Origin of the sequence: Stenotrophomonas sp. RIT309 (assembly GCF_000632045.1) — a bacterium.
GTDB classification, from domain to species: Bacteria; Pseudomonadota; Gammaproteobacteria; order Xanthomonadales; family Xanthomonadaceae; genus Stenotrophomonas; species Stenotrophomonas indicatrix.
Map to the genome: position 1 here is coordinate 90,719 of NZ_JFYS01000003.1, position 25,270 is coordinate 115,988.

General features: G+C 64.3%; 13 protein-coding genes. 9 read left to right on the forward strand and 4 right to left on the reverse strand.

All coding sequences use genetic code 11. The features are described from left to right. Nucleotides 1-141 precede the first annotated feature (141 nt). The 7 genes from BW38_RS17450 to BW38_RS17420 all read left to right on the forward strand — a co-directional run bounded on the left by BW38_RS17450 (nucleotide 142) and on the right by BW38_RS17420 (nucleotide 19,155). Nucleotides 142-2,937, forward strand: a complete 2,796-nt coding sequence (locus BW38_RS17450) for a TonB-dependent receptor (RefSeq protein WP_025876113.1) — start codon at nucleotides 142-144, stop codon at nucleotides 2,935-2,937. A 360-nt stretch (nucleotides 2,938-3,297) separates the two neighbouring features. Then, entirely contained in the window at nucleotides 3,298-6,105 is a 2,808-nt protein-coding gene (locus tag BW38_RS17445) for a TonB-dependent receptor (protein WP_032975035.1), read from the forward strand. 389 nt (nucleotides 6,106-6,494) lie between these two features. Continuing rightward, on the forward strand, nucleotides 6,495-9,299 hold the full coding sequence (locus BW38_RS17440; protein ID WP_032975036.1) for a TonB-dependent receptor: 2,805 nt from the start codon (nucleotides 6,495-6,497) through the stop codon (nucleotides 9,297-9,299). Nucleotides 9,300-9,459: 160 nt separating this feature from the next. Beyond that, nucleotides 9,460-11,493 carry a prolyl oligopeptidase family serine peptidase gene (locus BW38_RS17435; protein ID WP_032975071.1) on the forward strand — a complete coding sequence of 678 codons (2,034 nt, stop codon included), beginning with the start codon at nucleotides 9,460-9,462 and terminating at the stop codon, nucleotides 11,491-11,493. 181 nt (nucleotides 11,494-11,674) lie between these two features. Beyond that, nucleotides 11,675-14,542, forward strand: a complete 2,868-nt coding sequence (locus BW38_RS17430) for a TonB-dependent receptor (RefSeq protein ID WP_032975037.1) — start codon at nucleotides 11,675-11,677, stop codon at nucleotides 14,540-14,542. A 189-nt stretch (nucleotides 14,543-14,731) separates the two neighbouring features. After that, the gene (locus BW38_RS17425; RefSeq protein WP_025876101.1) at nucleotides 14,732-16,837 is read left to right on the forward strand and encodes a M13-type metalloendopeptidase; all 2,106 of its coding nucleotides are present in this window, start codon (nucleotides 14,732-14,734) and stop codon (nucleotides 16,835-16,837) included. Nucleotides 16,838-17,148: 311 nt separating this feature from the next. Next, nucleotides 17,149-19,155 carry a M13 family metallopeptidase gene (locus BW38_RS17420; protein ID WP_025876099.1) on the forward strand — a complete coding sequence of 669 codons (2,007 nt, stop codon included), beginning with the start codon at nucleotides 17,149-17,151 and terminating at the stop codon, nucleotides 19,153-19,155. 62 nt (nucleotides 19,156-19,217) lie between these two features. Here the strand turns inward: BW38_RS17420 and BW38_RS17415 are convergent, their stop codons facing one another. Then, nucleotides 19,218-20,873, reverse strand: a complete 1,656-nt coding sequence (locus BW38_RS17415) for an SDR family oxidoreductase (protein WP_032975038.1) — start codon at nucleotides 20,871-20,873, stop codon at nucleotides 19,218-19,220. Nucleotides 20,874-20,998: 125 nt separating this feature from the next. On the opposite strand from BW38_RS17415, the gene BW38_RS17410 reads away from it, so the two are divergent. Together BW38_RS17410 and BW38_RS17405 are read left to right on the forward strand one after the other, a co-directional pair. Next, entirely contained in the window at nucleotides 20,999-21,481 is a 483-nt protein-coding gene (locus BW38_RS17410) for a VOC family protein (RefSeq protein WP_032975039.1), read from the forward strand. Further along, the gene (locus BW38_RS17405) at nucleotides 21,478-23,064 is read left to right on the forward strand and encodes an NAD(P)/FAD-dependent oxidoreductase (RefSeq protein WP_032975040.1); all 1,587 of its coding nucleotides are present in this window, start codon (nucleotides 21,478-21,480) and stop codon (nucleotides 23,062-23,064) included. The genes BW38_RS17410 and BW38_RS17405 overlap by 4 nt, the downstream gene beginning before the upstream one ends. Before the next feature lie 108 nt (nucleotides 23,065-23,172). Here BW38_RS17405 and BW38_RS17400 read toward each other — a convergent pair whose 3' ends face one another. The 3 genes from BW38_RS17400 to BW38_RS17390 all read right to left on the reverse strand — a co-directional run bounded on the left by BW38_RS17400 (nucleotide 23,173) and on the right by BW38_RS17390 (nucleotide 25,196). Then, the gene (locus BW38_RS17400; protein ID WP_025876091.1) at nucleotides 23,173-23,847 is read right to left on the reverse strand and encodes a rhomboid family intramembrane serine protease; all 675 of its coding nucleotides are present in this window, start codon (nucleotides 23,845-23,847) and stop codon (nucleotides 23,173-23,175) included. 93 nt (nucleotides 23,848-23,940) lie between these two features. Next, on the reverse strand, nucleotides 23,941-24,279 hold the full coding sequence (locus tag BW38_RS17395) for an MGMT family protein (RefSeq protein WP_223486363.1): 339 nt from the start codon (nucleotides 24,277-24,279) through the stop codon (nucleotides 23,941-23,943). Beyond that, entirely contained in the window at nucleotides 24,276-25,196 is a 921-nt protein-coding gene (locus tag BW38_RS17390; protein ID WP_032975073.1) for a DMT family transporter, read from the reverse strand. Before BW38_RS17390 ends, BW38_RS17395 begins: the two co-directional genes overlap by 4 nt. Nucleotides 25,197-25,270 lie beyond the last annotated feature (74 nt).

Genomic DNA, 25,270 nt, shown 5'->3' on the forward strand with positions numbered 1-25,270 from the left:
TTGCTACAGATTCGTGCACAGATTGTTAAGTTCATGTTACGTTCGCTAAGCACTGGTTTTGGGCTGCGTTGCTGGATCTACGGCACGCACGATGGCGCATGCGCAGTGCCGTACTCGTATTTGCTCTCTGAACGGAACTACATGAAAGACCTTCGCAATTCTGCACGTCGCAACACCCTCGCTGTCGCCTTGATCTCCGCCCTGGTTGCCGCCTCGCCGGCAATGGCCCAGGACAAGGCCACCAATCTGGACAAGATCACCGTCACCGGCTCGCTGATCCCGCAGACCCAGGTCGAGACCCAGACCCCGGTCATGACCATCAGCGCTGAAGCCATCCAGTCGCGCGGCTTCAACAGCGTCGCCGAGGTGCTGCAGCAGTCCTCGCTGACCACCGGCGGCATCCAGGGTGGCCAGACCTCCGCTTCGTTCACCCAGGGCGCTGAAGCCGCTGGCATGTTCGGCCTGAATCCGGGTTACACCAAGTACCTGATCAACGGCCGCCCGATGATGTCCTACCCGGCGCTGTACAACGGCGGCGACGCGTTCAACAACATCAGCGGCATTCCGATCGACATCGTCGAGCGCATCGAAGTCCTGCCGGGTGGCCAGTCCTCCCTGTACGGTTCGGATGCGATCGCCGGCGTGGTCAACATCATCCTGAAGGACCACATGGAAGGCGGCAGCCTGTCCGTGCGTGGCGGCACTTCCACTGAAGGCGGTGGCAGCAGCTTCCGCGTCAGCGGTGCACACGGCTTCTCGGCACTGGACGACCGCTTCAATGCACTGGTCAACGTGCAGATCGAAAGCAGCAACCCGATCTGGGGCTACCAGCGTGACCTGACCAAGCAGAACAACGCGAACGGCTACACCGCGCAGCTGCCGTCGAACGACTTCGCCGTCATCGACGCCAAGACCAATGCGCTGTACATGATGGACCCGAGCAACTGCGCCAACGTTGCCGGCCAATTCGACGGCACCACCGTGCTGGCGAACCGCCCGACGGGCCAGTCCTGCGGCTCGGTCTTCGGCGCCGGCTACAAGACCTTGAAGAACGGCAAGGACAGCGGCCAGTTCTACTCGTCGATGACCTTCGACGTGAACGACAACTTCCAGCTGTTCGCCGACGTGCTGTACAGCAAGGAAAAGACCGAATACACCTCGGGCTCGAACTACCTCTGGTGGGGCACCAAGAGCACCATGGGTGGCTTCTATGACCAGGCCTCCGGCAAGCTGGTCAACCTGCAGCGCGCGTTCGCTCCGGAAGACATCGGCGGCGAAGGCTACAAGGGCATCCTGAACAACGACAAGAGCCGTGCCTACCAGGTCACCCTGGGCGGCAAGGGTGCGGTCGGCAACTGGGACTACAGCCTGAGCTTCACCCGTGGCGAATACCGCCTGGATGAGAGCAAGTTCCAGCGCTTCGGCAATGCCATCAACAGCTACTTCGCCGACAAGGTGCTGGGCCCGCAGCTGGGCACCCAGGATGGCTTCGGCATCTACAACACCAACTGGGGCGCGTTCTACTCGCCGATCTCGCCGGAAGATTTCGCTGGCTTCACCGGTTACACCACCAACCACAGCCGCACCTGGCAGAACCTGGCACGCGCGCAGGTCACCAACGGCTCGCTGTTCTCGCTGCCGGGCGGTGATGCCGGCCTGGCCGTGGTCGTCGAAGGCGGCAGCGAAGGTTGGGACTACAGCCCCGACCAGCGCCTGCTGGACGGCGACGTGTGGGGCTCGTCGGCTGTTGCCGGCAACGGCCATCGCAGCAACTACGCGGTGACCAGCGAGCTGCGCATGCCGCTGCTGGAGTCGCTGACGGTGACCGCTTCCGGTCGCTATGACGCCTTCAAGATCGCCGACAACACCGTCGACAAGGCCACCTACAGCGTGGGTGTCGAGTTCCGTCCGATCGAAAGCCTGCTGTTCCGCGGCAAGTACGGCACCGCCTTCCGCGCGCCGACCCTGCCCGACGCATTCCAGGGCCGCAGCGGCTATTACGCTGCCAACTCCACCGATTACTACCGTTGCGGTGAGCTGGGCTACGTGCCGGGCAACACCGACGCCTGCCGCTACGCAGACAGCGTCTCGGTGTACTCCGAGCGTGCCGGCAACCCGGACCTGGAGCCGATCACCGCCGACGTCTGGAACGCGGGCATCGTCTGGGCGCCGATGGCGAACCTGTCGATCTCGGCCGACTACTACAACTGGAAGATCGAGAACGAAGTCGATACGGCCAGCACCGACCAGCTGCTGCTGGCCGAGTACTACTGCCGCAACGGCCTGCCGAACGGCTCCTCGGCCACCTGCCAGAACGTGGCTGACTGGGTCGTGCGCGATTCGGCCGGCAACCTGAGCTCGCTGTACACCCCGAAGATGAACGTGGCCCGCCAGAACCTGCAGGCCGTGACCGTCGGCTTCAAGTACCTGCAGGACATCGGCCGCTTCGGTTCGCTGCAGTTCTCGGGCAACTACACCAACATGCTGAAGCGTGAAGTGCAGGCGCAGCCGGGCGAGGACTTCCAGGACCTGCTGGGCAACCCGAAGTCGATGTGGAACTACGACAGCTACGCCAAGGTCCGTTCCGACGCGTCGGTGGCCTGGTCGCTGGACAAGTGGACCACCACGCTGTACGCGAACTACATCGGCCACACCCCGAACTACCTGGCGGGCCTGAACGGCTACGAGTACACCCATGGTGCGTCGGGTTACAAGGCAGGCAAGTGGGCTTCGTACACCACTTACAACCTGAGCGTGAACTACCGCGTGCAGGATGACCTGACCCTGTCGCTGATGGTCAACAACGTGTTCAACAAGATGCCCGAGCAGCAGGCTCACAGCTACCAGGGCACCTCCGGCACGCCGTTCAACAACTACCTGTACAACGTCTACGGCCGCACCGTGTACGTGCAGGCCAAGTACGACTTCGGCAAGTAATCCCGTCGATTTCCGGGTTTGATTCCGGACCAGGCCCCGCTTCGGCGGGGCCTTTTTTTTGGCGAGGCACGTGCGGCGATCGCTGCGGGAACATCTCGATTGTTAAATATCCGAAAATTTACTGGGTGTTCATTAAGCCAAACTCGGCAAATTCGTACCAATATTGCAATCAATTGTTTTTAAAGAAATTTTTATTAACTCCCAACGGGCCATTGCGAGAGCGCGACAAGCCCGCGAAAAACAAGTTAAGCGTGTGTTACGTTCGAAAAACGCCGCCTTTCTGCGTCCACCGGCTGCTGAACCATCCATGAGTTCCCAGGAAAGGGAAAACGCGTTTCTCACGACCACACGGAGTACCGCATGTCTCGCAATGGCTTCCCGCGTCACCCGCTCACCCGCGCCGTCCTCAGCGGCCTGATCCTGGCCAGCAGCAGCGCGATCGCGCTCGCCCAGGACAACACTCCCACCGATCTTGGACGCGTGACCGTCACCGGCTCACTGATCCCGCAGACGCAGATCGAGAACCACACGCCGGTCCTGACCGTCACCGCCGAGGACATCCAGACCCGTGGCTTCACCAGCGTTGCCGAGGTGCTGCAGCAGAACTCGTTGACCACCGGCGGCCTGCAGGGCGGCCAGACCTCCGCGTCGTTCACCCAGGGCGCCGAAGCCTCGGGCATGTTCGGCCTCAGCCCGAGCTACACCAAGTACCTGATCAACGGACGGCCGATGCTGTCCTACCCTGCCCTCTACAACGGCAGCGATACCTTCAACAACCTCAGCGGCATCCCGATCGACATCGTCGAGCGCATCGAGATCCTGCCCGGCGGCCAGTCATCGCTGTACGGCTCGGACGCGATCGCCGGCGTGGTCAACATCATCCTCAAAGACCGCATGGACGGCGGCGTGCTGAACGTGCGCGGCGGCGCCTACACCGAGGGTGGCGGCAACGATTTCCGCGTCAGCGGCGCGCATGGCTTCAACGCCCTCGATGATCGCTTCCACGCACTGGTCAACGTGCAGTACGAGAAGAGCAGCCCGATCTGGGGTTACCAGCGCGACCTGACCAAGCAGAACAACACCAAAGGCTACACGCCGCAGGTTCCGACCAACGATTTCCTGGTGTACCTGCCGGACCAGCAGAACGCCTACGTGATGATGGACCCGAGCCGCTGCGCCAACGTGGCCGGCCAGTTCGGCGGCACCACCGTGCTGGGCACCCGTGCCACCGGCGAATCCTGCGGTTCACCCTTCAGTGCCGGCTACAAGACGCTGAAGAACGGCAAGGAAAGCAGCCAGATCTATTCGTCGATGTCCTTTGACGTCAACGACAACTTCCAGCTGTTCGCAGACGCGCTCTACAGCCTGGAAGAAGTGCAGTACAACTCGGGTTCGGGCTACGCCTTCTGGGGCAGCGATGTCGGCTTCGGTGCGTTCGTCGACCAGGCCAGTGGCGAATACATGAACCTGCAGCGCGCGTTCGCGCCGGAGGACATCAGCCCGGCCGGCTACCGCGACACCATGAGCACCGATCGCAACAAGGCCTACCAGATCACGCTGGGCGGGCGCGGCAACGTCGGCAACTGGGATTACAGCGCCAGCTTCAGCCGTGGCGAGTACAAGCTGACCGAGCGCAGCTTCGCGCGCTGGGCCAATGAGATCGACAGCTACTTCGAAGACCGCGTGCTGGGTCCGGTGCTGGGCGTCACCGACGACGGCTACAACATCTACAACCCGAACTGGGGCGCGTTCTATTCGCCGCTGCCGGCCGGCGATTTCCAGACCTTCACCGGCTTCACCTACAACAAGAGCCGCACCTGGCAGAACCTGGGCCGCGCGCAGATCACCAATGGTTCGCTGTTCAAGCTGCCCGGTGGCGATGCGGGCCTGGCAGTGGTGGCCGAAGCGGGCAGCGAAGGCTGGTCCTATACACCCGACCAGCGCCTGCTTGATGGCAGCGTCTGGGGCACCACCTCGGTGGCCGGCGCCGGCCATCGCAGCAACTACGCGCTGACCAGCGAACTGCGCATGCCGCTGCTGGAGTCGTTGACCGTGACCGCCTCGGGCCGCTACGACGCGTTCAAGATCGCCGACAAGACCGTCGACAAGTCGACCTACAGCATCGGCGTGGAATTCCGTCCCATTGAAAGCCTGCTGTTCCGCGGCAAGTACGGCACCGCCTTCCGCGCCCCCAGCCTGTCCGATGCCTTCCAGGGCCGCAGCGGGTACTACGCCAACGGCTCGGTTGACTACTACCGCTGTGGCCAGCTCGGCTTCAACCCGAGCGACACGGTTGGCTGCCCGTATGCCAACGAATCAGTGTTCGGTGAGCAGTCCGGCAACCCCGAGCTGGAAGCGATCACCGCCGACGTCTGGAACGCCGGCATCGTGTGGGCGCCCATCAACAACCTCTCGCTGTCGGTGGACTACTACAACTGGAAGATCAAGAACGAGGTCAACACCCTCAGCTCCGACCAGTTGCTGCTGGCCGAGTACTACTGCCGCAACGGCCAGACCAACAACACCTCGGCCAGCTGCCAGAACGTCAGCGACTGGATCACCCGTGATGGCGCCGGCAAGCTTGACCAGATCTACACGCCGAAGATGAACATCGCCAGCCAGAACCTGCAGGCGGTCACGGCCAGCTTCAAGTACGTACAGGACATCGGCCGCTTCGGTGCGCTGCAGTTCTCCAGCAACTACACCAACATGATCAAGCGCGAACTGCAGCCGCAGCCGGGCGACGAGTACCTGGACCTGCTGCGCGACCCGTACGCGATGTGGAACTACGACCAGTACGCCAAGGTGCGTGCCGACGGTGCGGTGGGCTGGGCGAAGGACAAGTGGACCACCACCGTGTACTTCAACTACATCGGCAAGACGCCCAACCGCATGGCATACCTGGGCAAGGGCTACGACTACGTGCATCCGTCCGGCTACGAGGCCGGCAAGTGGGGCTCGTACACCACCTACAACCTGAGCGTGAATTACCAGGCGATGGACAACCTGACGCTGTCGATGATGGTCAACAACGTGTTCAACAAGATGCCCGACGGCCAGGCCCACAGCTACGCCGGCAACATCGGCGCACCGTACAACAGCAGCATCTACAACCCCTACGGCCGTGCGGTCTACGTGCAGGCCAAGTACGAGTTCGGCGGGAAGTAAGCGCCGGGCCGGAACTGCACAAAAGGCCCCGCTTCGGCGGGGCCTTTTTCATGCCCGTCAATTGAGACGGAACATCGAAACCAGTCTCATAAATTAATTAATCAGAAAAGTCTCCGCGAAGCCAGCAAGCCATTGATCTACATACTACAAATCGTCTTCGATCAATTCTGTTCTGCAACGCAACATTTTGAAACATTCCTAGACAATCGCGTTTACGCACTGATTTCAAAGGACTTTTCTTCCGATAAGCAGCACATCCGTGTGACGGGTCCGTTTTGACAACGTGAACGTCGTGTTACGGTCCGGCTGAATGGATTGCAACTGAACACATCATGAAGATGTCAGGGAGGACATCAGCCAGACGACATCGCTCATTACGGGGATCCATCATGTCTCGCCATCGCTCCACGCCTTCGCGTCACCCCCTGACCCTTGCCCTGATCGGCACCCTGATCGCCTCCGGCGCAGCCCACGCGCAGGACACCGGCCCGACACAGCTTGACCGCGTCACCGTCACCGGCTCACTGATCCCGCAGACGCAGATCGAGAACCACACGCCGGTCCTGACCGTCACCGCCGAGGACATCCAGACCCGCGGTTTCACCAGCGTCGCCGACGTCCTGCAGCAGTCCTCGCTGTCGACCGGCGGCCTGCAGGGCGGGCAGACCTCCGCTTCGTTCACCCAGGGTGCCGAGGCCGCCGGCATGTTCGGGCTCAGCCCCGGCTACACCAAGTACCTGATCAACGGCCGCCCGATGCTCTCGTATCCGGCGCTGTACAACGGCAGCGACAGTTTCAACAACATCAGCGGCATTCCGATCGACATCGTCGAGCGCATCGAGATCCTGCCCGGCGGCCAGTCTTCGCTGTACGGTTCGGATGCGATCGCCGGCGTGGTCAACATCATCCTCAAGGAGCGCATGGATGGCGGTGTGCTCAACGTCCGTGGCGGTGCCTACTCCGAAGGCGGCGGCAACAGCGTACGCGTCAGTGCGGCGCGCGGCTTCAACGGTGTCGACGATCGATTCCATGCGCTGGTCAACGTGCAGTACGAAAAAACCAGCCCGATCTGGGGCTACCAGCGTGACCTGACCAAGGTCAACAATCCCGACGGCTACAGCCCCCAGTACGTCTCCAACGACTTCCTGGTACTGCTGCCGGCCAACAGCAACCGCTACGCGATGATGGACCCGAACCTGTGCGCCAACGTGGCGGGCCAGTTCGACGGCACCACCGTGCTCGGCACCCGGCCAACCGGCCAGGCCTGCGGTTCGGTCTATGGCACCGGCTACAAGACCATCAAGAACGGCAAGGAAAGCGGGCAGATCTACAGCTCGATGACCTTCGATGTGAACGACAACTTCCAGTTGTTCGGCGACGCGCTCTACAGCCTGGAAGAAGTGAAGTACGCCACAGGCTCGAACTACACCTGGTGGGGCACCTCCTCCGGATGGGGCCGCTTCTACGATCAGGACAGCGGCCAGTACATGAACCTGCAGCGCGTGTTCGCGCCGGAGGACATCGGCGCCGGCGGCTATCGCGACATCATGAACACCGGTCGCAACAAGGCTTACCAGGTCACGCTCGGCGGCCGCGGCACGGCAGGCAGCTGGGATTACAGTGCCAGCTTCACCCGCGGCGAATACAAGTTGACCGAGCGCAACTTCGTGCGCTGGAACGATCCGATCAACGACTACTTCGAGCAGCGTGTGCTGGGGCCGGTGCTGGGCACCACCAGCACCGGGTACAACATCTACAGCCCGGACTGGGAAGCGTTCTACTCGCCACTGCCGAGCGGTGATTTCCAGAGCTTCACCGGCTACACCTACAGCCAGAGCCGCACCTGGCAGAACCTGCTGCGTGCGCAGGTCACCAATGGTTCGCTGTTCAAGCTACCCGGCGGCGACGCCGGCTTCGCAGTGGTGGTTGAAGGCGGCAGCGAAGGCTGGGATTACACGCCCGATACCCGCCTGGTGGATGGCAGCGTGTGGGGTACCACTGCGGTTTCCGGCGCCGGCCATCGCAGCAGCTACGCGGTGACCAGCGAACTGCGCATGCCGTTGCTGGAATCACTGACGGTGACCGGCTCCGGCCGCTACGACGCCTTCAAGATCGGTGGCAACACCATCGACAAGGCGACCTACAGCGTCGGCCTGGAATTCCGTCCGATCGACAGCCTGCTGTTCCGTGGCAAGTACGGCACCGCGTTCCGCGCGCCCACCCTGTCCGATGCCTTCCAGGGTGTCAGCGGCTACTACGCCAACGGCTCCACCGACTACTACCGTTGCGGCCAGCTGGGCTACGACCCGGCCAACACCACCGGCTGCCCGTATGACAGCGTGTCGGTGTTCGGCACCCAATCCGGCAACCCGGACCTGGAGCCGATCACCGCCGATGTCTGGAACGCCGGCATCGTGTGGGCGCCCATCAACAACCTGTCGGTGTCGGTGGACTACTACAACTGGAAGATCAAGAACGAGGTCAACACCCTCAGTTCCGACCAGTTGCTGCTGGCCGAGTATTACTGCCGCAACGGCCAGACCAACAACACCTCGGCCAGCTGCCAGAACGTCAGCGACTGGATCACCCGCGACGCCTCCGGCGTACTCGATGAGATCTATACGCCGAAGATGAACGTGGCCAGCCAGAACCTGCAGGCGCTGACGGCCAGCTTCAAGTACGTACAGGACATCGGCCGCTTCGGTTCGCTGCAGTTCTCCGGCAACTACACCGACATGCTCAAGCGCGAACTGCAACCGCAGCCGGGCGATGAGTACCTGGACCTGCTGCGCGACCCGTATGCGATGTGGGTGTACGACTCGTACGCCAAGGTGCGCGCCGACGGTTCGATCGGCTGGGCCAAGGACAAGTGGACCACCACCCTGTATGCCAACTACATCGGCAAGACGCCGAACTACATGGCTTACCTGGGCAATGGCTACGACTACGTCCACAGCTCCGGCTACAAGGCCGGCAAGTGGGGTTCGTACACCACCTACAACCTGAGCGTGAACTATCGGGCGATGGACAACCTGACCCTGTCGCTGATGGTCAACAACGTGTTCAACAAGATGCCTGACAACCAGCGGTACAGCTTCGCCGGCACCAGCGGCCAGCCGTACAACAACTACCTGTACAACGCTTATGGCCGTGCCATCTACGTGCAGGCCAAGTACGAGTTCGGCAACAACTGATCCGTCGACGTCGTTTCCTGCAGCAAAAGACCCCGCTCCGGCGGGGTCTCTTCCATCAATGGTGCGCATGCGGATGGGCTTCACGCGGAGTTGACGAGAACCCAGGCTTCGTTCATCTTCCGGTCATGTTGCCGTGCCCCGCCACAAGGAACCGCTGATGATGCAACTCCGATATACGCCTGCCCGCCTGGGTGCCGCCGTTTCAATGCTGCTGGGCCTGTGCGTCGGCCAAGCCGCCGCCGCGCCTCTGCCCGCAGAGGATTTCGCCAAGATTCCCGCGCTGCAGTCGGTCACGATGAGTGCCGACGGCAAGCAGCTGGTCGCCATCATTGCCGCCCCCGGCAGCAACAACGCCGACACTGCGCTGGCCAACTGGAACCTGGACAACCTCACCGCCGGGCCGGTGGCCATCACCCCGTCCGGCGATCGGATGAAATTCATCGCCGCCAGCGCGCTCAAGGCCGGGCGCAACCTGGTCATCAGCCGCCAGGAGTGGACCGGCAAGCTGGGCGGCTGCGGTGAAGGCAACAGTACCGGTGCCACCAAGACCTTCCTGACCAAGGCATACCTGACCGACGCCAGCCAGGCGAAGTTCGACGAGGCCTTTGCCAGCAACACGCGAACGCTGGGCGTCAGTGCCGATACGCTGCGCTGCCTGGAGCTGGCCGGCACCGCTTCGCTGGTGCACCTGCTGCCGCTGGACCCGGACCGGGTCATCATCAACCAGCTCAATGAAGCCACCCTGCAGGCCAACTACTACCGCTTCAACCTGCGCACCGGGCAGACCGAACTGCTGTTCAAGGGCAGCTCGCGCACGACCCCGGGCCTGTTCCACCCACGCACCGGCGAGGTGGTGACCCAGACGCAGATCGAATCCAGCGGGGCCGAGGATTTCGAACAACGTGTGCTGATCAAGAACAGCGCCGGCCAGTTCGAGGTGCATGCGCCGCTGACCACCAAGCTGAGCGAACGCTTCACGGTGGACGTGGTCGGCATCGACGATGACAGCGGCAAGCTGTACGTGCTGACCGACCAGTTCTCCGATCTGGTACAGGCGCGACTGTATGACCCGGTCAAGAAGGAATTCGACAAGGAGCCTCTGGCGGCCCACCCGACCTTCTCCATCAGCTCGCTGATCCTGGGCACACGCAAGAGCAACTTCAACCAGGTGCTCGGCTTCTACATCGATGGACCGCAGCGCCAGGCGATCTATGTCGACCCGCAGATGAAAGGCCTGCAGGAGGGCCTGCAGAAAGCCTATCCGGGCCTGACCGTCTACATCACCGGCTACAACGACGATCTCTCGCGCGTACTGTTCACTACGGAAAGCAACCGCAACCCGAAGAGCTACTACATCCTGGCCGACCGTAAGGACGTGGTGCCGCTGGGCAGCGAACGTCCCTGGGTGGACAGCAAGCAGATCGGCGAACAGCGCTGGGTGACCTACACCGCCCGTGATGGCCAGCAGATCCCGGCGATCCTCGACCTGCCGGCAGGCTGGAAGCAGGGCGACGGCCCACTGCCGACCCTGGTGCATCCGCATGGCGGACCGTGGGCGCGTGACTACACGGGCTGGGACGTGTCCGGCTGGGTGCCCTTCTTCACCTCGCGCGGCTATGCCGTGCTGCGCCCCCAGTACCGTGGCAGCTCCGGCCTGGGCCGCAAGCTGTGGCTGGCCGGCGATGGTCAGTGGGGCCAGAAGATGCAGGATGACAAGGACGACGGTGCCGCCTGGCTGGTGTCGCAGGGCATCGCGGCGAAGGATCGCATCGCGATCTTCGGCTACTCCTATGGCGGCTTCGCGGCAGCAGCGGCCACCGTACGCAGCCCATCGCCGTACCAGTGCGCCATTGCTGGTGCACCCGTCACCGACCTGGGCCGGCTGGGCACGTCCTGGAGCCAGAACCGCCTTCAACGCATCCTGCAGGGCCGCACCGTCAAGGGCATGGACCCGATGCAGAACACCGCCAAGGCCACCATTCCGCTGCTGACCTTCGTCGGCGACCGCGACGTACGCACGCCGGCGTTCCATGCCCGCAACTTCTATTCCGCCGTGCAGGGCAAGGTTCCGGCCCGGTTCGAGCTGATTCCCGACATGCCGCACAGCATGCCGTGGTACCCGCGCCACTTCCAGACGACCCTCACCCTGATGGCCGACTACCTGGCCAAGGACTGCGGGCCGGGCGGCCTGTAACCCCAGCAGAGGGGCCGATCAACAACCCCGCCGGCTTAACCGGCGGGGTTTTTTAATGCCCGAATTCCTGAATTTCCCCTTAGCAACAATAAGTTACGCAAAGAGTCCATTCATGTTGCATTTACTTTACGCCACACATACACTCCATTAACCGAAGCATAACAAACGGGGATCCCAAGAAATGCGCAACGCCAACCGCCACATCAAGCCAAGCCGCGTCCCGCTGACTCTCGCAGTACTGGCCTGCCTGCAGGTCGCACCGGCACTGGCCCAGGAGACCACCCAGCAGGAAGCAAAGGCGTCAAGCGCTTCCACCTCCAACCAGCGTGCGACCGACCTTGACAAGATCACCGTCACCGGCTCGCTGATCCGCCGCGCGGACTACGAGACCACCTCGCCGGTGTTCACCATCAACGCCGAGACCAACGCCAAGCAGGGTCAGGTCAACGTCGCCGAGTTCCTGCAGAAGTCGGCCATTGGTTCGGCTGAAACGCAGATCACCCACCAGTTCGGCGGCTTCGTCGTCGACGGCGGCACCGGCGTGCAGACCGTGTCGCTGCGCGGCCTGGGCGCCAACCGCACCCTGGTGCTGCTGGATGGGCAGCGTCCGGGCCCGGCCGGTACCCGCGGCGCCGTCGGCGCCTTCGACCTGAACGTCATTCCCACCGCCATCCTGCAGCGCGCCGAGATCGTGAAGGACGGTTCGTCCTCCATCTACGGCTCCGATGCGGTGGCCGGCGTGGTCAACCTGATCACCAAGAAGAACATCGAGCGTCCGGAGCTGACCGTCACCGGCCGCGTGCCGACCGAGGGCGGTGGCGAGGTATTTGCTGCATCTCTGGCCAACGGCTGGAACTTCGACAACGGCAGCATCGTGGCCGCCGCCGAGTGGTATCGCCACAATGCGCTGACCCGCAATGACCGCGACTACCTGAACTGCAGCAACGACCTCATCAAGGATGCCGACGGCAACCGCATCGACCGCCAGGATCGTTCGATCACTGCCGGCACCGATCTGGCGAACTGCAACAACCTGCTGCACAACGTCGTCGACGTCGGTGCCGTCCGTTATGTTCCTTCGCCGGAAGGCAATACCATCGGCCCACTGCCCGGCTATCGGCCGCGTACCACCCGCACCTATGCCGGCGGCCGCGATGCGATCTACGATGAACCGCTGAACTTCGCGCGCTTCGGCGAAGAGCAGATCATCAACCAGCAGGAACGCAAGAGCGTTTACGTTGCCACTGACTTCGCGTTCGACTCGATCAACTGGAAGACCCAGTTCCTGTTCAATCGTCGTGAAACCGAGACGTTCCGCTGGCGTCAGTTCTTCCCGCGCATCCAGGCACCGGCAGGTTCCGGCTTCACCGGCGTCATCCGCCCGATCATGCCGTTCAAGTCACAGCAGGACGTGACCGTTGACTACTTCTACGGCGCCACCAAGCTGGACGGCCTGTTCAAGGGCACCGACACCTGGGCGTGGGAAGTCAATGCGAACTTCAGCCACTCCAAGGGCAAGTACGGCAACCTGGGCATCCAGGCCTCCAAGACCGGCGACGTTGACTACACCGACGACGCGCCGACGCTGAACTACCTCGACCCGGGCTACCTGAGCGGCGCGAAGGTCGACGAACTGACCAACCTCCTCGGCGTGTGGGACTGGGGCAAGACCATCTACAAGCAGGCCACGATCAATGCGATCGTCAGCGGCGATCTGTTCGAGCTGCCGGCCGGTGCCGTCGGCGTGGCCGCTGGCCTGGAATACCGCTACTACTCGATCAACGATCAGCCGGGTGAATTGTCTAAGGCACAGGACCTGTGGGGTTCAAGCTCGGCAAACGTCACCAAGGGCGATGACCGCGTGAAGGAAGCGTTCGTCGAGTTCGACGTGCCGCTGCTGAAGGGCCTGCCGGCGATCGAATCGCTCAGCCTGAATGCTTCGGGCCGTGCGTTCCAGTATGACTCGGTGGATGGCACCGACGAGGTCTGGAAGGTGGGTCTGAACTGGCAGGTCATCCCGTCGCTGCGCCTGCGCGGTTCGATCGGCACCTCCTACCGCGCTCCGGGCCTGTACGAGCTGTACCTGGGCAACCAGACCGGCTTCCTCGGCCAGACCGGCATCGACCCATGCATCCGCTGGGGTGAAAGCTCCAACACCAACTACCAGACCAACTGCGCCGCCGCTGGCATTCCGGCCGACTACGCCGGCAACGGCAGCAGCGCTACCGTCTACTCTGGTGGCGGCGCTGGCCAGCTGATTCCGGAAACCTCGCGTGCCAAGACCGCCGGTATCGTGTTCACCCCGACCTTCGCCAACCTGAGCGTGGCAATCGATTACTTCGATTACCAGGTGAAGAACGAAATCGGCCAGATCACCACCGCCGACATCGTCAAGGGCTGCTACGGCGCTGCCGTGTTCCCGAACGCATTCTGCGGCCTGCTGGTGCGCAACCCGGGTACCGGTGACGAGGCATGGAACATCACCGACGTCTTCAACCAGTACGTCAACATCAACAAGCAGCGTACACGTGGCTACGATCTGACCGCCAACTTCGACCATGACTTCTCGTTCGGCAAGTTCTCGGCCGAAACGCAGGTCACCTACACCATCGAAGATACGCAGCAGGTCTTCTCCAGCGCAGAGGAAAGCGGCCTGTCCTCGAACGAACTGCTGGGTGACATCGGCCGTCCGAAGGTCGTGGGTAACCTGGCACTGAGCCTGACCCGTGGTGATTGGACCTTCAACTGGCTGACCACCTACATCCACAAGACCAAGGACATCGATCTGGATCCGGTGTTCATCTACCAGGGCCGTCCGAACTCCTACCGTGACATCACGGTTGATTCGCGGACCTACCACACCGCTTCGGTCAGCTACTCGCAGGCTGATTGGGAAATCCTGGTGGGCGTCAGCAACATCTTCGACAAGACCCCGCCGCTGATCTCCACCGGTGTGAGCGATGCGCGCTACGGCAACATCGCAGCTTTTGCCACCCAGTACGATCTGTACGGCCGCACCCCGTTCGTGCGTCTGAAGTACAAGTTCTGATCCAGCAAAACAGGCAGTACCCCGACAGACCCGGCTTTTGCCGGGTCTGTCTTTTCCGGTGCCGGCAAGGCCCCCTTGCGCCTGGCCATGACCTTCGACACCCTTGCAGTGTGGGCCGGCGGCGTATCGTTCGGCCCACGGCCGTTCCCCCGGCCCTTCCCTGACTCACTCGGCCTGGAGGCCATTCAAGTGACCCGTACTCCCAAGATCGTGCTGCTGACCCTGGCCGTTTCGGCCGCGCTGGTCGGCTGCGGCAAGAACGAAACCCCGGCAAAGGATGCCACCGCCTCCACGCCGGCCGCGGCCGACGCCGCCACCACCTACAAGCTCGACGAGAGCAAGCTGCCGGCCTACAACGCCTTCCAGGCCAGCGATCTGGACAGCAACCTTGACGCCTGCACCGCCTTCGGCGACTACGTCAACGGCAAGTGGCTGGCCGCCAACGAGATTCCGGGCGACCGCACCAGCTGGGGCGCCTTCACCATCCTCGACGAGCGTTCGGTGGCCGTGCAGCACCAGTTGGCCGAGCAGGTCGCGCAGGTCAAGAACCCGGCCGGCATCGAGAAGATCGTCGGCGACCTGTGGGCCACCGGCATGGACGAAGCCAAGGTCAACGCCCAGGGCATCGAGCCGCTGAAGGCCGACCTGGCCGCGATCGACGGCCTGCAGGACAAGGCCGCCATCGCCAACTACCTGCGCACCAGCGCTGCCAAGGGCGAGAACGTGCTGTTCGGCTTCGGCGCCGAAGCCGACTTCAAGAACTCGGCCGTGAACATGGCCTACGCCAGCCAGGGCGGCCTGGGCCTGCCGGACAAGACCTTCTATACCGATGCGTCCAAGGCCGACAAACTGAAGGCTTACCAGGCCCACGTGGCCAAGGTGCTGGAGCTGTCCGGCGTGGCCGCTGCCGATGCCGCAAAGCAGGCTGAAGAAGTCGTCAAGTTCGAGACCCGCCTGGCCAAGGCGTCCAAGTCCAGCGTCGAGCTGTCGCGCGATGTCTCGCTGTACTACCACCCGGTCAGCCTGGCCGAGGCCGATGCGCTGACCCCGAACTTCAGCTGGACCGAGTTCTTCAAGTCGCAGAACGTGGCCGCGCCGGAGAAGTTCTCGCTGGCCATCCCGGCCTTCCACCAGGAAGTGAGCAAGGCGCTGGGCGATACCGATCCGTCGGTGTGGCGTGCCTACCTGCGCTTCCACACCGTGGACGGCGCCTCGCCGTACCTGGCCGATGCGTTCGTGCAGGAAAACTACGAGTTCTACGGCAAGACCCTCAATGGCCAGAAGGAACAGAAGCCGCGCTGGAAGCGTGTGCTGGGCACCATCGAGAGCGATGCCGGCGAAGCCTTCGGCCAGCTGTACGTGAAGGTCGCCTTCTCGCCGGAAGCCAAGGCGAAGATGGAAGAGCTGGTGAAGAACCTGGCCGCTTCGCTGAAGGAACGCATCCAAGGCCTGTCCTGGATGAGCGAAGAGACCAAGGCCAAGGCCATCGCCAAGTGGGAAACCTTCACTCCGAAGATCGGTTACCCGGACAAGTGGCGTGACTGGTCGGGCCTGCAGACCAACCGTGACAGCTACCTGGGCAACGTGCGCGCGGCCACCGCGTTCAACTACCAGTACAACCTGGCCAAGATCGGCAAGCCGGTGGACAAGACCGAGTGGGGCATGACCCCGCAGACGGTCAACGCCTACTACAACCCGCTGCAGAACGAGATCGTGTTCCCGGCCGCCATCCTGCAGCCGCCGTTCTTCGATGCCAAGGCGGACGACGCGCTGAACTACGGCGGTATCGGTGCGGTCATCGGCCACGAAATGACCCACGGTTACGACGACCAGGGCAGCCGCTTCGGGCCGACCGGCAACTTCGAGAACTGGTGGACCGAAGCCGACTCGAAGAATTTCGCTGGCCTGACCGGCAAGCTGGTCAAGCAGTTCGACCAGTACAAGGTCGACGGCCAGGCCGTGAACGGCCATCTGACCCTGGGCGAAAACATCGCCGACCTGGGTGGCCTGGCCACCGCCTACGACGCATTGCAGAAGGCATCGGCCGGCAAGGAAGACGCGAAGATCGATGGCTTCACCCGCGATCAGCGCTTCTTCTTCAACTGGGCCACCGTGTGGCGCACCAAGTACACCCCGGAGAACGCCAAGGTCCGCCTGGCAACCGACCCGCACGCGCCGGCGCAGTTCCGCGCCGTCGGTGCGCCGTCGAACCTGCCGACCTTCACCGCGGCCTTCCAGTGCAAGCCGGGCACGCCGATGTCGCGCACCGGCGACTCGCAGGTGGTGATCTGGTAAGCCACGGCTGAGGCCACGGCTTGCCTGCAGAGGCCCGGGATTTCCCGGGCCTTTGTTTTTCCGCGCGGTGGCCGCAGCCACGCATGGCGTGGCTCTACTGGCGCCGGCGCTTGCCCAAGCCGCTGGTAGAGGCCGACCTTGCTCGGCGCATGGCACAAAGGAGCCACCATGAGGTGTGCATCCCCTGCCCATGCCACCCACCCGGTAGCGCCGGGCCATGCCCGGCGGAACCACCGTGATGCGTGCATCCCGTGCCCATGCGCAGCTTGCTATAGTTCGCCCGCCCTCAATCCATCACGGATTCGTTCTACATGCCCAACTTCCGTCCGCTTGCCATCGCCCTGGGCATCAGCCTGGCGACCCTGGTTCCGACCCACGATGCGTTCGCCGCCAAGAAGAAGGCCGCACGCGCCCCGGCCGTCAGTGCGCAGTGCAGCGATTTCTACGACGCCACCAACGCAGGCTGGCTGAAGGCCAACCCGGTGCCGCAGACCGGCGCCGCCACCGCACTGGGCCAGCTGGTCGACCGCAGCCGGCAGCAACAGCGTGAACTGCTGGACGCCTCGATGAAGGCGCCGCAGGGCAACGTGCAGAAGCTGCTGGGCGACTTCTGGGCCAGCGGCCTGGACGAAGCGGCCGTGGAAGCCGACGGCTCCAACCCGATCGCACCGCTGCTGACCCGCATCAACGCGATCAAGAAGGCCAAGGATGTCCCGGCCTCGATCGCCGCGCTGCACCAGGTCGGCATCCCGGTGGCCTTCAACTTCGGTCCGGACGTGGACCTGAAGGCGCTGGACCGCCACATCGGTTACTTCATGCAGGGCGGCATGGGCCTGCCTGATCCGGCCTTCTATACCCGCACCGACGCCGACACCGTCGCGTTGATGGGCCGCTATCGCAACTACGTCAAGCAGATCCTCGCACTGACCGGCACCCCGGCCGCCAAGCTGGACGCCGAGTCGCAGGCGGTGATCGCGCTGGAAACCGAACTGGCCCGCAATGCGCAGTCGCTGGCGGGCATCAACAACCCGTTCAACAACTACGCGCCGATCTCCACCAAGGACCTCAACAGCCGCTACCGCAACCTGCAGCTGGATGCGTTCCTGAAGGCGCAGGGCGTCAACGATGACCTGGTGTCGCTGGCCGATCCGGCGCTGTTCAAGCAGCTCGACGGCATGGTCACCAAGCTCAAGCCGGACCAGTGGAAGGCCTACCTGCGCTGGCGCGTGGGCGACTCGATGGCGCCGTACCTGTCCAAGGCCTACCGCGATGCGGAGTTCGAATTCCGTGGCCGCGTGCTGCGTGGTGAAACCCTGCCGCCGCAGCGCTGGGAAAGCGTGCTGGACGCGATCAACGTGGCCGCTGGCCCGATGGTCGGCCGCGAATACGCAGCCCGTTACCTGTCCGCCGAAGACCGCCGCCAGGCGGCCTGGATCGTCGACAAGGTACGTGAAGTGCAGATCGAAGCGGTCAAGAACAACAGCTGGATGAGCGCCGAGGCCAAGACCGAAGCACAGGCCAAGCTGGCCGCGCTGAAGATCGAGATCGGCACCCCGCTGCGTGACCTGGACTACAGCGTGCAGCCGATGGGCCGTGGTTCGTTCGGCGGCAACATGCTGATCGCGTCCACCTGGCGCCACCGCGAGGAAATGAAGCGCATCGGCAAGGGCAACGCCGACCGCCGCTGGGACGTGCTGCCGCAGCAGCCGTCGCTGGCCTATGACCTGGCGCAGAACCGGCTGATCGTCACTGCGGCGATCCTGCAGGGCCCGGTGTTCAACGCCAAGGCCGATGCCGCCGACAAGTTCGGCAGCTTCGGCGGCCTGGTCGGCCACGAGCTGACCCGTGCGATCGATGCCAAGGGTGCGCTGGTCGATGCCAAGGGCGAACTGCGCAGCTGGTGGACCCCGGCCGACAAGACCGCCTGGACCCTGCTCGGCACCCGTGTCGCCAGCCAGTACGGCGCCTACGAGTTCCCCGGCGTGAAGGGGGCCAAGGTCAACGGCACGCTGACCCAGGAAGAGAACCTGGCCGACATCGCCGGTCTGGAGCTGGCCTGGGCCGCGTACACCGCGCAGGAGCCGAAGGCCAAGCCGGCACAGCAGCAGGGCTTCTTCCGCGCCTGGGCTGCGCTGTGGCCGCAGCAGCTGTCGCCGAACGAGGCCGCACGCCGCCTGACCGCCGACATCCGTGCACCGGGCCGCTGGCGCACCAACGGCCCGCTGTCGAACCTGCCGGCGTTCGGCGCCAGCTTCAGCTGCAAGCCGGGCCAGCCGATGCAGCGCACCGACGGCGAGCAGATCAAGGTCTGGCGCTGAGGTTCATGCAACAGCAATAACGGAAAGGGCGCCTTCATGGCGCCCTTTTTCGTCGGTGGACATCACGCGGGCTTCAACGTTCCCCGGTAATGCACGATCCGCCCCACCACCGGCGCGCCGATCTCCACGTCGAAGACGAAGCGCCCATCCTCATCACCCTCGAAACTGTTCTCCCCGGGCAACAGCCACTGCGGCAACGGCAGGCCCAGGATCGACCAGCGTCGCGGCACCAGTTGCAGCCGCCCGTTGTCGACCAGAAGTGCCAACGCTACCGATACCGCACCGAAGCGTTCGACCAGCAGCGCTTCGTTGCGCCCCTGCCCCTGCGTCTGCAACGAAGAGAAACGACGGCCGGCAAAGGTCCGCGTCCAGCGCTCACCACCCGCCTCTGCGGTGAACTCCACGCTGACCGGCACTGCCTCGCCCGCTGCCGGAAAACCGAACACTTTCCCCAGCAACCGCGACAACAACCCACCACCGCGTTCGACCGATGCCGTCCCGCTCCAGCGCTTGGCGGCAGACGGTGCATGCAACGCCTGCACGCTGGCCGGCAGCTGCGCGTACGCGCTGCCCAGCAGGCGCTGGTACAGGCTGGCACCGGGCATGTCGCGGCGGAAACCGGTATGGATCGTGCGTCCGTCGAACAGCCGGTCGTAGTCGGACAGTTCCAGCGCATGCGTGGCCGGGCGTGCACCCGGTGACGGCCGATCACCGGCCAGCTGCTTGCGGATCACCGCTTCGATCGCCATCGACGGAATGTACGGGCCGTCATCGGCCTCGGCCAGCAGGTGCCAGCTCTGTTCCACACGCGCACCATCGCGGGTGCCCACGGCGCGCACGATCATGCCGCCGCGATGCTCGCCGAACTTCATCAGGTTCAACACGGTATAGAACAACCGCGAGCATGGCTCCAGCGATGGCAGTTTCAGGCGCAGGCGCGCCTTGGCCAGCAGATTGAGCACGCGATGCAGGATCTCCGGCACCGGGCCAGCCCCCATCCAGATGTCGGTCATCGTCGGATGTTCGGGTGGCAACACCTGCAGATCCGGCACATCCACCAGCGAGAAATGCAGGTTGCGCAGCGGCAGCCGCCCCGGCACCGCGACGGTGAAGCGGCGACTCTCGGCCAGGCCGATGCCGTGCCCATCGCGACCGTTGCGGCGCAGCTTCACCGGCGCACCGGCATAGCCGACCACCGCACGCATCACGTTCAGGCCGATGCCGGCATAGGGCGATGGCGCGATGCCGCCTTCCACGCTGACGATGTCCATGTGCGTGGCCATCTCGCGCAGCACTGCCGCGGTCAATACCGGGAAACTGCTGACGCCTGACAGTGCGTAGATGCCAGCCGCCCTGGCCTGCGCGTCGTACTGCGAAACCCCGAATACGAAGTCTGCCGCGTCGGCGAAGTCCAGATAATCAATGCCGGCGGCGATGCAGGCTTCGATCGCGCCATAGCGGTGTTCGCCATAGTCCTGGAAAGGACCGGAGGCATCCACCACCAGGTCCGGTCGCTCGGCCTGCAGGGCCGTGGCCAGCCGTTGCCGGTCGACCTGCAGTGGACGCAGCGTCGATTGCCCCACATAGCTTGCGCAGAAGGCCTGTGCCGCCGCCAGGTTGCGGCCACCAATCAGCAGTTCCAGCATCGGCAGGTCGGCCAGCAAGCGGACCAGACGCCCCCCGAACACCCCATATCCACCCAGAATCAGGATCTTCACGCATCATCCCTGTCGTGTCGTCCGGCCATGGTAGCGCGGCGCCGACAGCTCCCGCAGTGCAGCACGATCCGGCATTAACACCGCCCATGCTATCGCTGCGCCTTCGTCCACTGCGGAGCCCCGCCATGGCTCACAAGAACACGATCTGCGTCTGGTATGACAACGGCGCGCTCGAGGCCGCCACGTTCTATGCGAAGACCTTTCCCGACAGCGAAGTAACCGCTGTGCATCACGCGCCCGGCGACTTCCCCGACGGCAAGCAGGGGGACGTGCTCACCGTCGAATTCACGGTCTGCGGCATTCCCTGCGTCGGCCTCAATGGTGGCCCGACCTTCAAGCACAGCGAAGCGTTCTCGTTCCAGATTTCCACCGAGGACCAGGCCGAGACCGATCGCCTGTGGAATGCCATCGTCGGCAACGGTGGCCAGGAAAGCCAATGCGGCTGGTGCAAGGACCGATGGGGCGTGTCCTGGCAGATCAGCCCGCGCATGCTGATCGACGCGGTGACCAGCAAGGACAAGGCCCTGGCCAAGCGCGCCTTCAACGCGATGATGCCGATGAAGAAGATCGACATCGCCACCATCGAAGCGGCGATCCGCAACGCATGACGACGTTGGACACGATCATCGTTGGTGGCGGCCACAACGGGCTGGTGTGTGCGGCGTATCTGGCGCGCGCGGGGCAACGGGTGCTGGTGCTGGAGCGTCGCGGCATCCTTGGCGGTGCGGCTGTCACCGAGGAGTTCCACCCGGGCTTCCGCAACTCGGTGGCCTCGTACACGGTGTCGCTGCTGCAGCCGAAGGTGATCGAGGAGCTGCAGCTGCATGCGCACGGGCTGCGCATCGTCGCGCGGCCGGCCAACAACTTCCTGCCATTGCCTGATGGCCGCTACCTGCTGTCCGCACCTGGCCGCACCCAGGCCGAGGTGGCGAAGTTCTCCGAACGCGATGCGCAGGCGCTGCCCGCCTATGAAGCGCGCCTGGAGGTATTTGCCGATGTGCTGCGCGACTGGGCGCTGCGTCCGCCGCCCGACCTCGGGGTGATGGCTGGCTGGCGTGCGTTGCCGGCGTTGTGGCAGATGGGCCGGTTGGGACGGGAGCTGGCCGCACTCGACCCTGCACTGCGCCAGGAACTGCTGGATCTGTTCACGCTGTCGGCCGCCGAGTACCTGGATCGCTGGTTCGAAAGCGAGCCGATCAAAGCCCTGTTTGGTTTCGATGGCATTGTTGGCAACTACGCCAGCCCGTACACGCCAGGCAGCGCCTACGTACTGCTGCATCACGTGTTCGGCCAGTGCAACGGGGTAAAGGGCGCGTGGGGCCACGCCATCGGTGGCATGGGCGCGATCAGCCAGGCCATCGCCGCGTCCGCGCGTGCGGCCGGCGCCGAGCTGCGCGTCGATGCCGGCGTGCAGCGCCTGCTGGTTGAGGACGGGCGCGTGGTTGGCGTCGCGCTGTCCGGCGGCGAGAGCCTGCGCGCACGTGCCGTGGTGGCCAACGTCAACCCGAAGCTGCTGTACGAACAACTGCTGCAGCCCGCCCAGGTTCCCGCCACCACCCGTGAACGCATGGCGAACTGGCGCTGCGGCTCGGGCACGTTCCGGATGAACGTGGCGCTGTCGCGGCTGCCGGATTTCCGTGCCCTGCCCGGCCCCGGTGATCACCTCAGTGCCGGCATCATCATGGCGCCCAGCCTGGATTACATGGACCGTGCCTGGCTGGATGCACGTCGCGAGGGCTGGTCGCGCGAGCCGATCGTGGAGATGCTGATTCCGAGCACGCTGGATGATTCGCTGGCGCCACCCGGGCAGCATGTGGCCAGCCTGTTCTGCCAGCACGTGGCGCCGGAATTGCCCGATGGCCGACACTGGGATGATCACCGCGACACCGTCGCCGACCTGATGATCGCCACCGTCGATCACTACGCCCCCGGCTTCGCCGACAGCGTGCTTGGTCGACAGGCACTGTCACCCTTGGATCTGGAACGGACATTCGGGCTGATCGGTGGCGACATCTTCCACGGTGCGCTCAGCGCCAACCAGCTGTTCTCGGCGCGGCCGATGGTCGGCCAGGCCGGCTATCGCGGCGCCCTGCCCGGCCTGTACCTGTGCGGTGCGGGTACGCATCCGGGCGGCGGGGTCACCGGCGCGCCCGGGCACAACGCGGCGCAGGTCGTGCTGGCCGATGCATGAAATGCGTGCCAACCAAGGTTGGCATCTACCGGCGTCAAAGCGTGCCAACCAAGGTTGGCACCTACCGGCGTCAAGGCGTGTCAACCAAGGTTGGCACCCACCTGTGCCTCACTTCACGCTGCGCAGGTGGTTCGGGCGCTTCGGCGGGCCCGGGGGACGACGCTTGTTGAACGGCGGTTGGCCACGCCAGTAGCGGATCAGCAGCCAGCCGAACAGCATGCCGCCCAGGTGCGCGAAATGGGCCACGCCCGGCTGCCAGCCGGTCATGCCCAGCACCAGCTCGCCCACGCCGAACAGGATCACGAACGTACGCGCCTTCATCGGAATCGGCGGGAACAGCAGCATCACCCGCTGGTTGGGGAACAGCATGCCGTAAGCCAGCAGCAGGCCGAACACACCACCGGACGCGCCCAGCACCGTGGCCGGATTGTCGAGCATCGTGCCGACCAGCAACTGGCACAGGCCGGCGCCGACCACGCACACCAGGTAGTAGGTCAGGAAGCGCTTCTCACCCCAGGTCTGTTCCAGCGGCGCGCCGAACATGAAGACGGCCAGCATGTTGAAGAACAGATGGAAGAAACTGCCATGCAGGAAGCCGTAGGTCAGCAGCTGCCAGGGCTGGAAATTGCCGCCCGGCGAGAACGCATCGAAGCCCTGCTGCAGCGGCTGCAGCATGAACGGCTCGAAGGTCTGCATGCCGAGCAGGAACGGCTGCTGCAGCAGGAACAGGATCGCGTTGGCGATCAACAGGGCCTTGGTGACGGTTGGCAGTCGCGGGAACATGGGGACACCGGCATGGAACGGCCTCCATCATAGCCGCAGCACCGGCCCTTTTTGACCAGCGCGGACGGCCGCCCGTTCAGTCGCAGGCAGCGATCAGCCCGGCCCCCATACGGCCGCATCCAGCGCCGCCGCCGGGTCGGTCGCGGGCATCCGCACCCGGCCGTTTTCGACGATGACACCCTCGGCGCGCAGCCGCTGCGATTGTTCGCGCCAGCCGGCCGAACCTTCAGCCATGGCGATGCGCCCATCCGAGCGCAGCACCCGGTGCCAGGGCAGCGAGGGATCGTCATTCTGGCCGAGGATGCGTGCAGTCAGCCGGGCGCGTCCGGGCAGGCCGGCGCGCATCGCGACCTGCCCGTAGCCCATCACCTGCCCTGGCGGGATCGCATGGATCACCGCCAGGATGCGGGCACGCGCCTGCTCCGGCGTCAGCGGCGCAGCCGCGTCACCAGCAGCACGCCGATCAGGACCAGCACGGTGCCGGCGATCTGCGCCGGCCCCATCGGTTCGTCGAGCAGCCATAGGCTCATCACGATGGTGGAAACCGGGCCCAGCATACCCACCTGCGCAGCCAGCGACGAGCCGACGCGCTGCACCGCCAGCATGATCGCCAGCACCGGCAGCACGGTGCAGACCGTCGCGTTGATCAGCGACAGCCACTGCACGGCAGCGGGGGCCTGCCACAGCAACGGCAGCGGATGGGTAATGGTGAAATGCAGCAGCACCAGTACGCTGGCCACGCAGCTGGCGTAGGCGGTCAGACGCACCGCGCCGATACGGGCGACCACCTGGCCGCTGCCGAACAGATACAGCGCATAGCTGAGCGCACTGCCCAGCACCAGCAGGCTGCCGAGGATGATCTGCCCACCCTCCCGCTGCAGGTCATGGCCGAACGCGATCAGCACGCCGAGATAGCTGAGCACCAGCGCGCCGACCTGCCACCGACCCGGCTGCTGCCGCGCCAGCAGCACGTTGATCAGCAGCACCAGGGTCGGGTTCAAGTACAGGATCAACCGTTCCAGGGTCACGCTGATGTACTGCAGGCCCTGGAAATCCAGCAGGCTGGACAGGTAGTAACCGGTGAAGCCAAGCCACAGCACGCGCGCGCGGTCGGCCCAGGACAGTCGCTCGGCACGGCGCGAGGCCCACACCGCCATCAACGCGAACAGCGGCAGCGCCATCAGCATGCGCAGCGCCAGCAGCGTGGTCGCGTCCACGCCATGGCGCAGCCCCAGCTTGACGATGATCGCCTTGCCCGAGGCGGCAATGGCGCCGATCGCAGCCAGGCCGATGCCGCCCAGAGCGATGCGCGGGGACGTGGTGGCGATACGGGGGGAAGAAGTGGACATCAGGAAGAAAACGGGCCGCATGGGGCGGCTGGAAGCAGCTGGATTGCTTCCAATTGTCTCATGGCAGTTCCGGG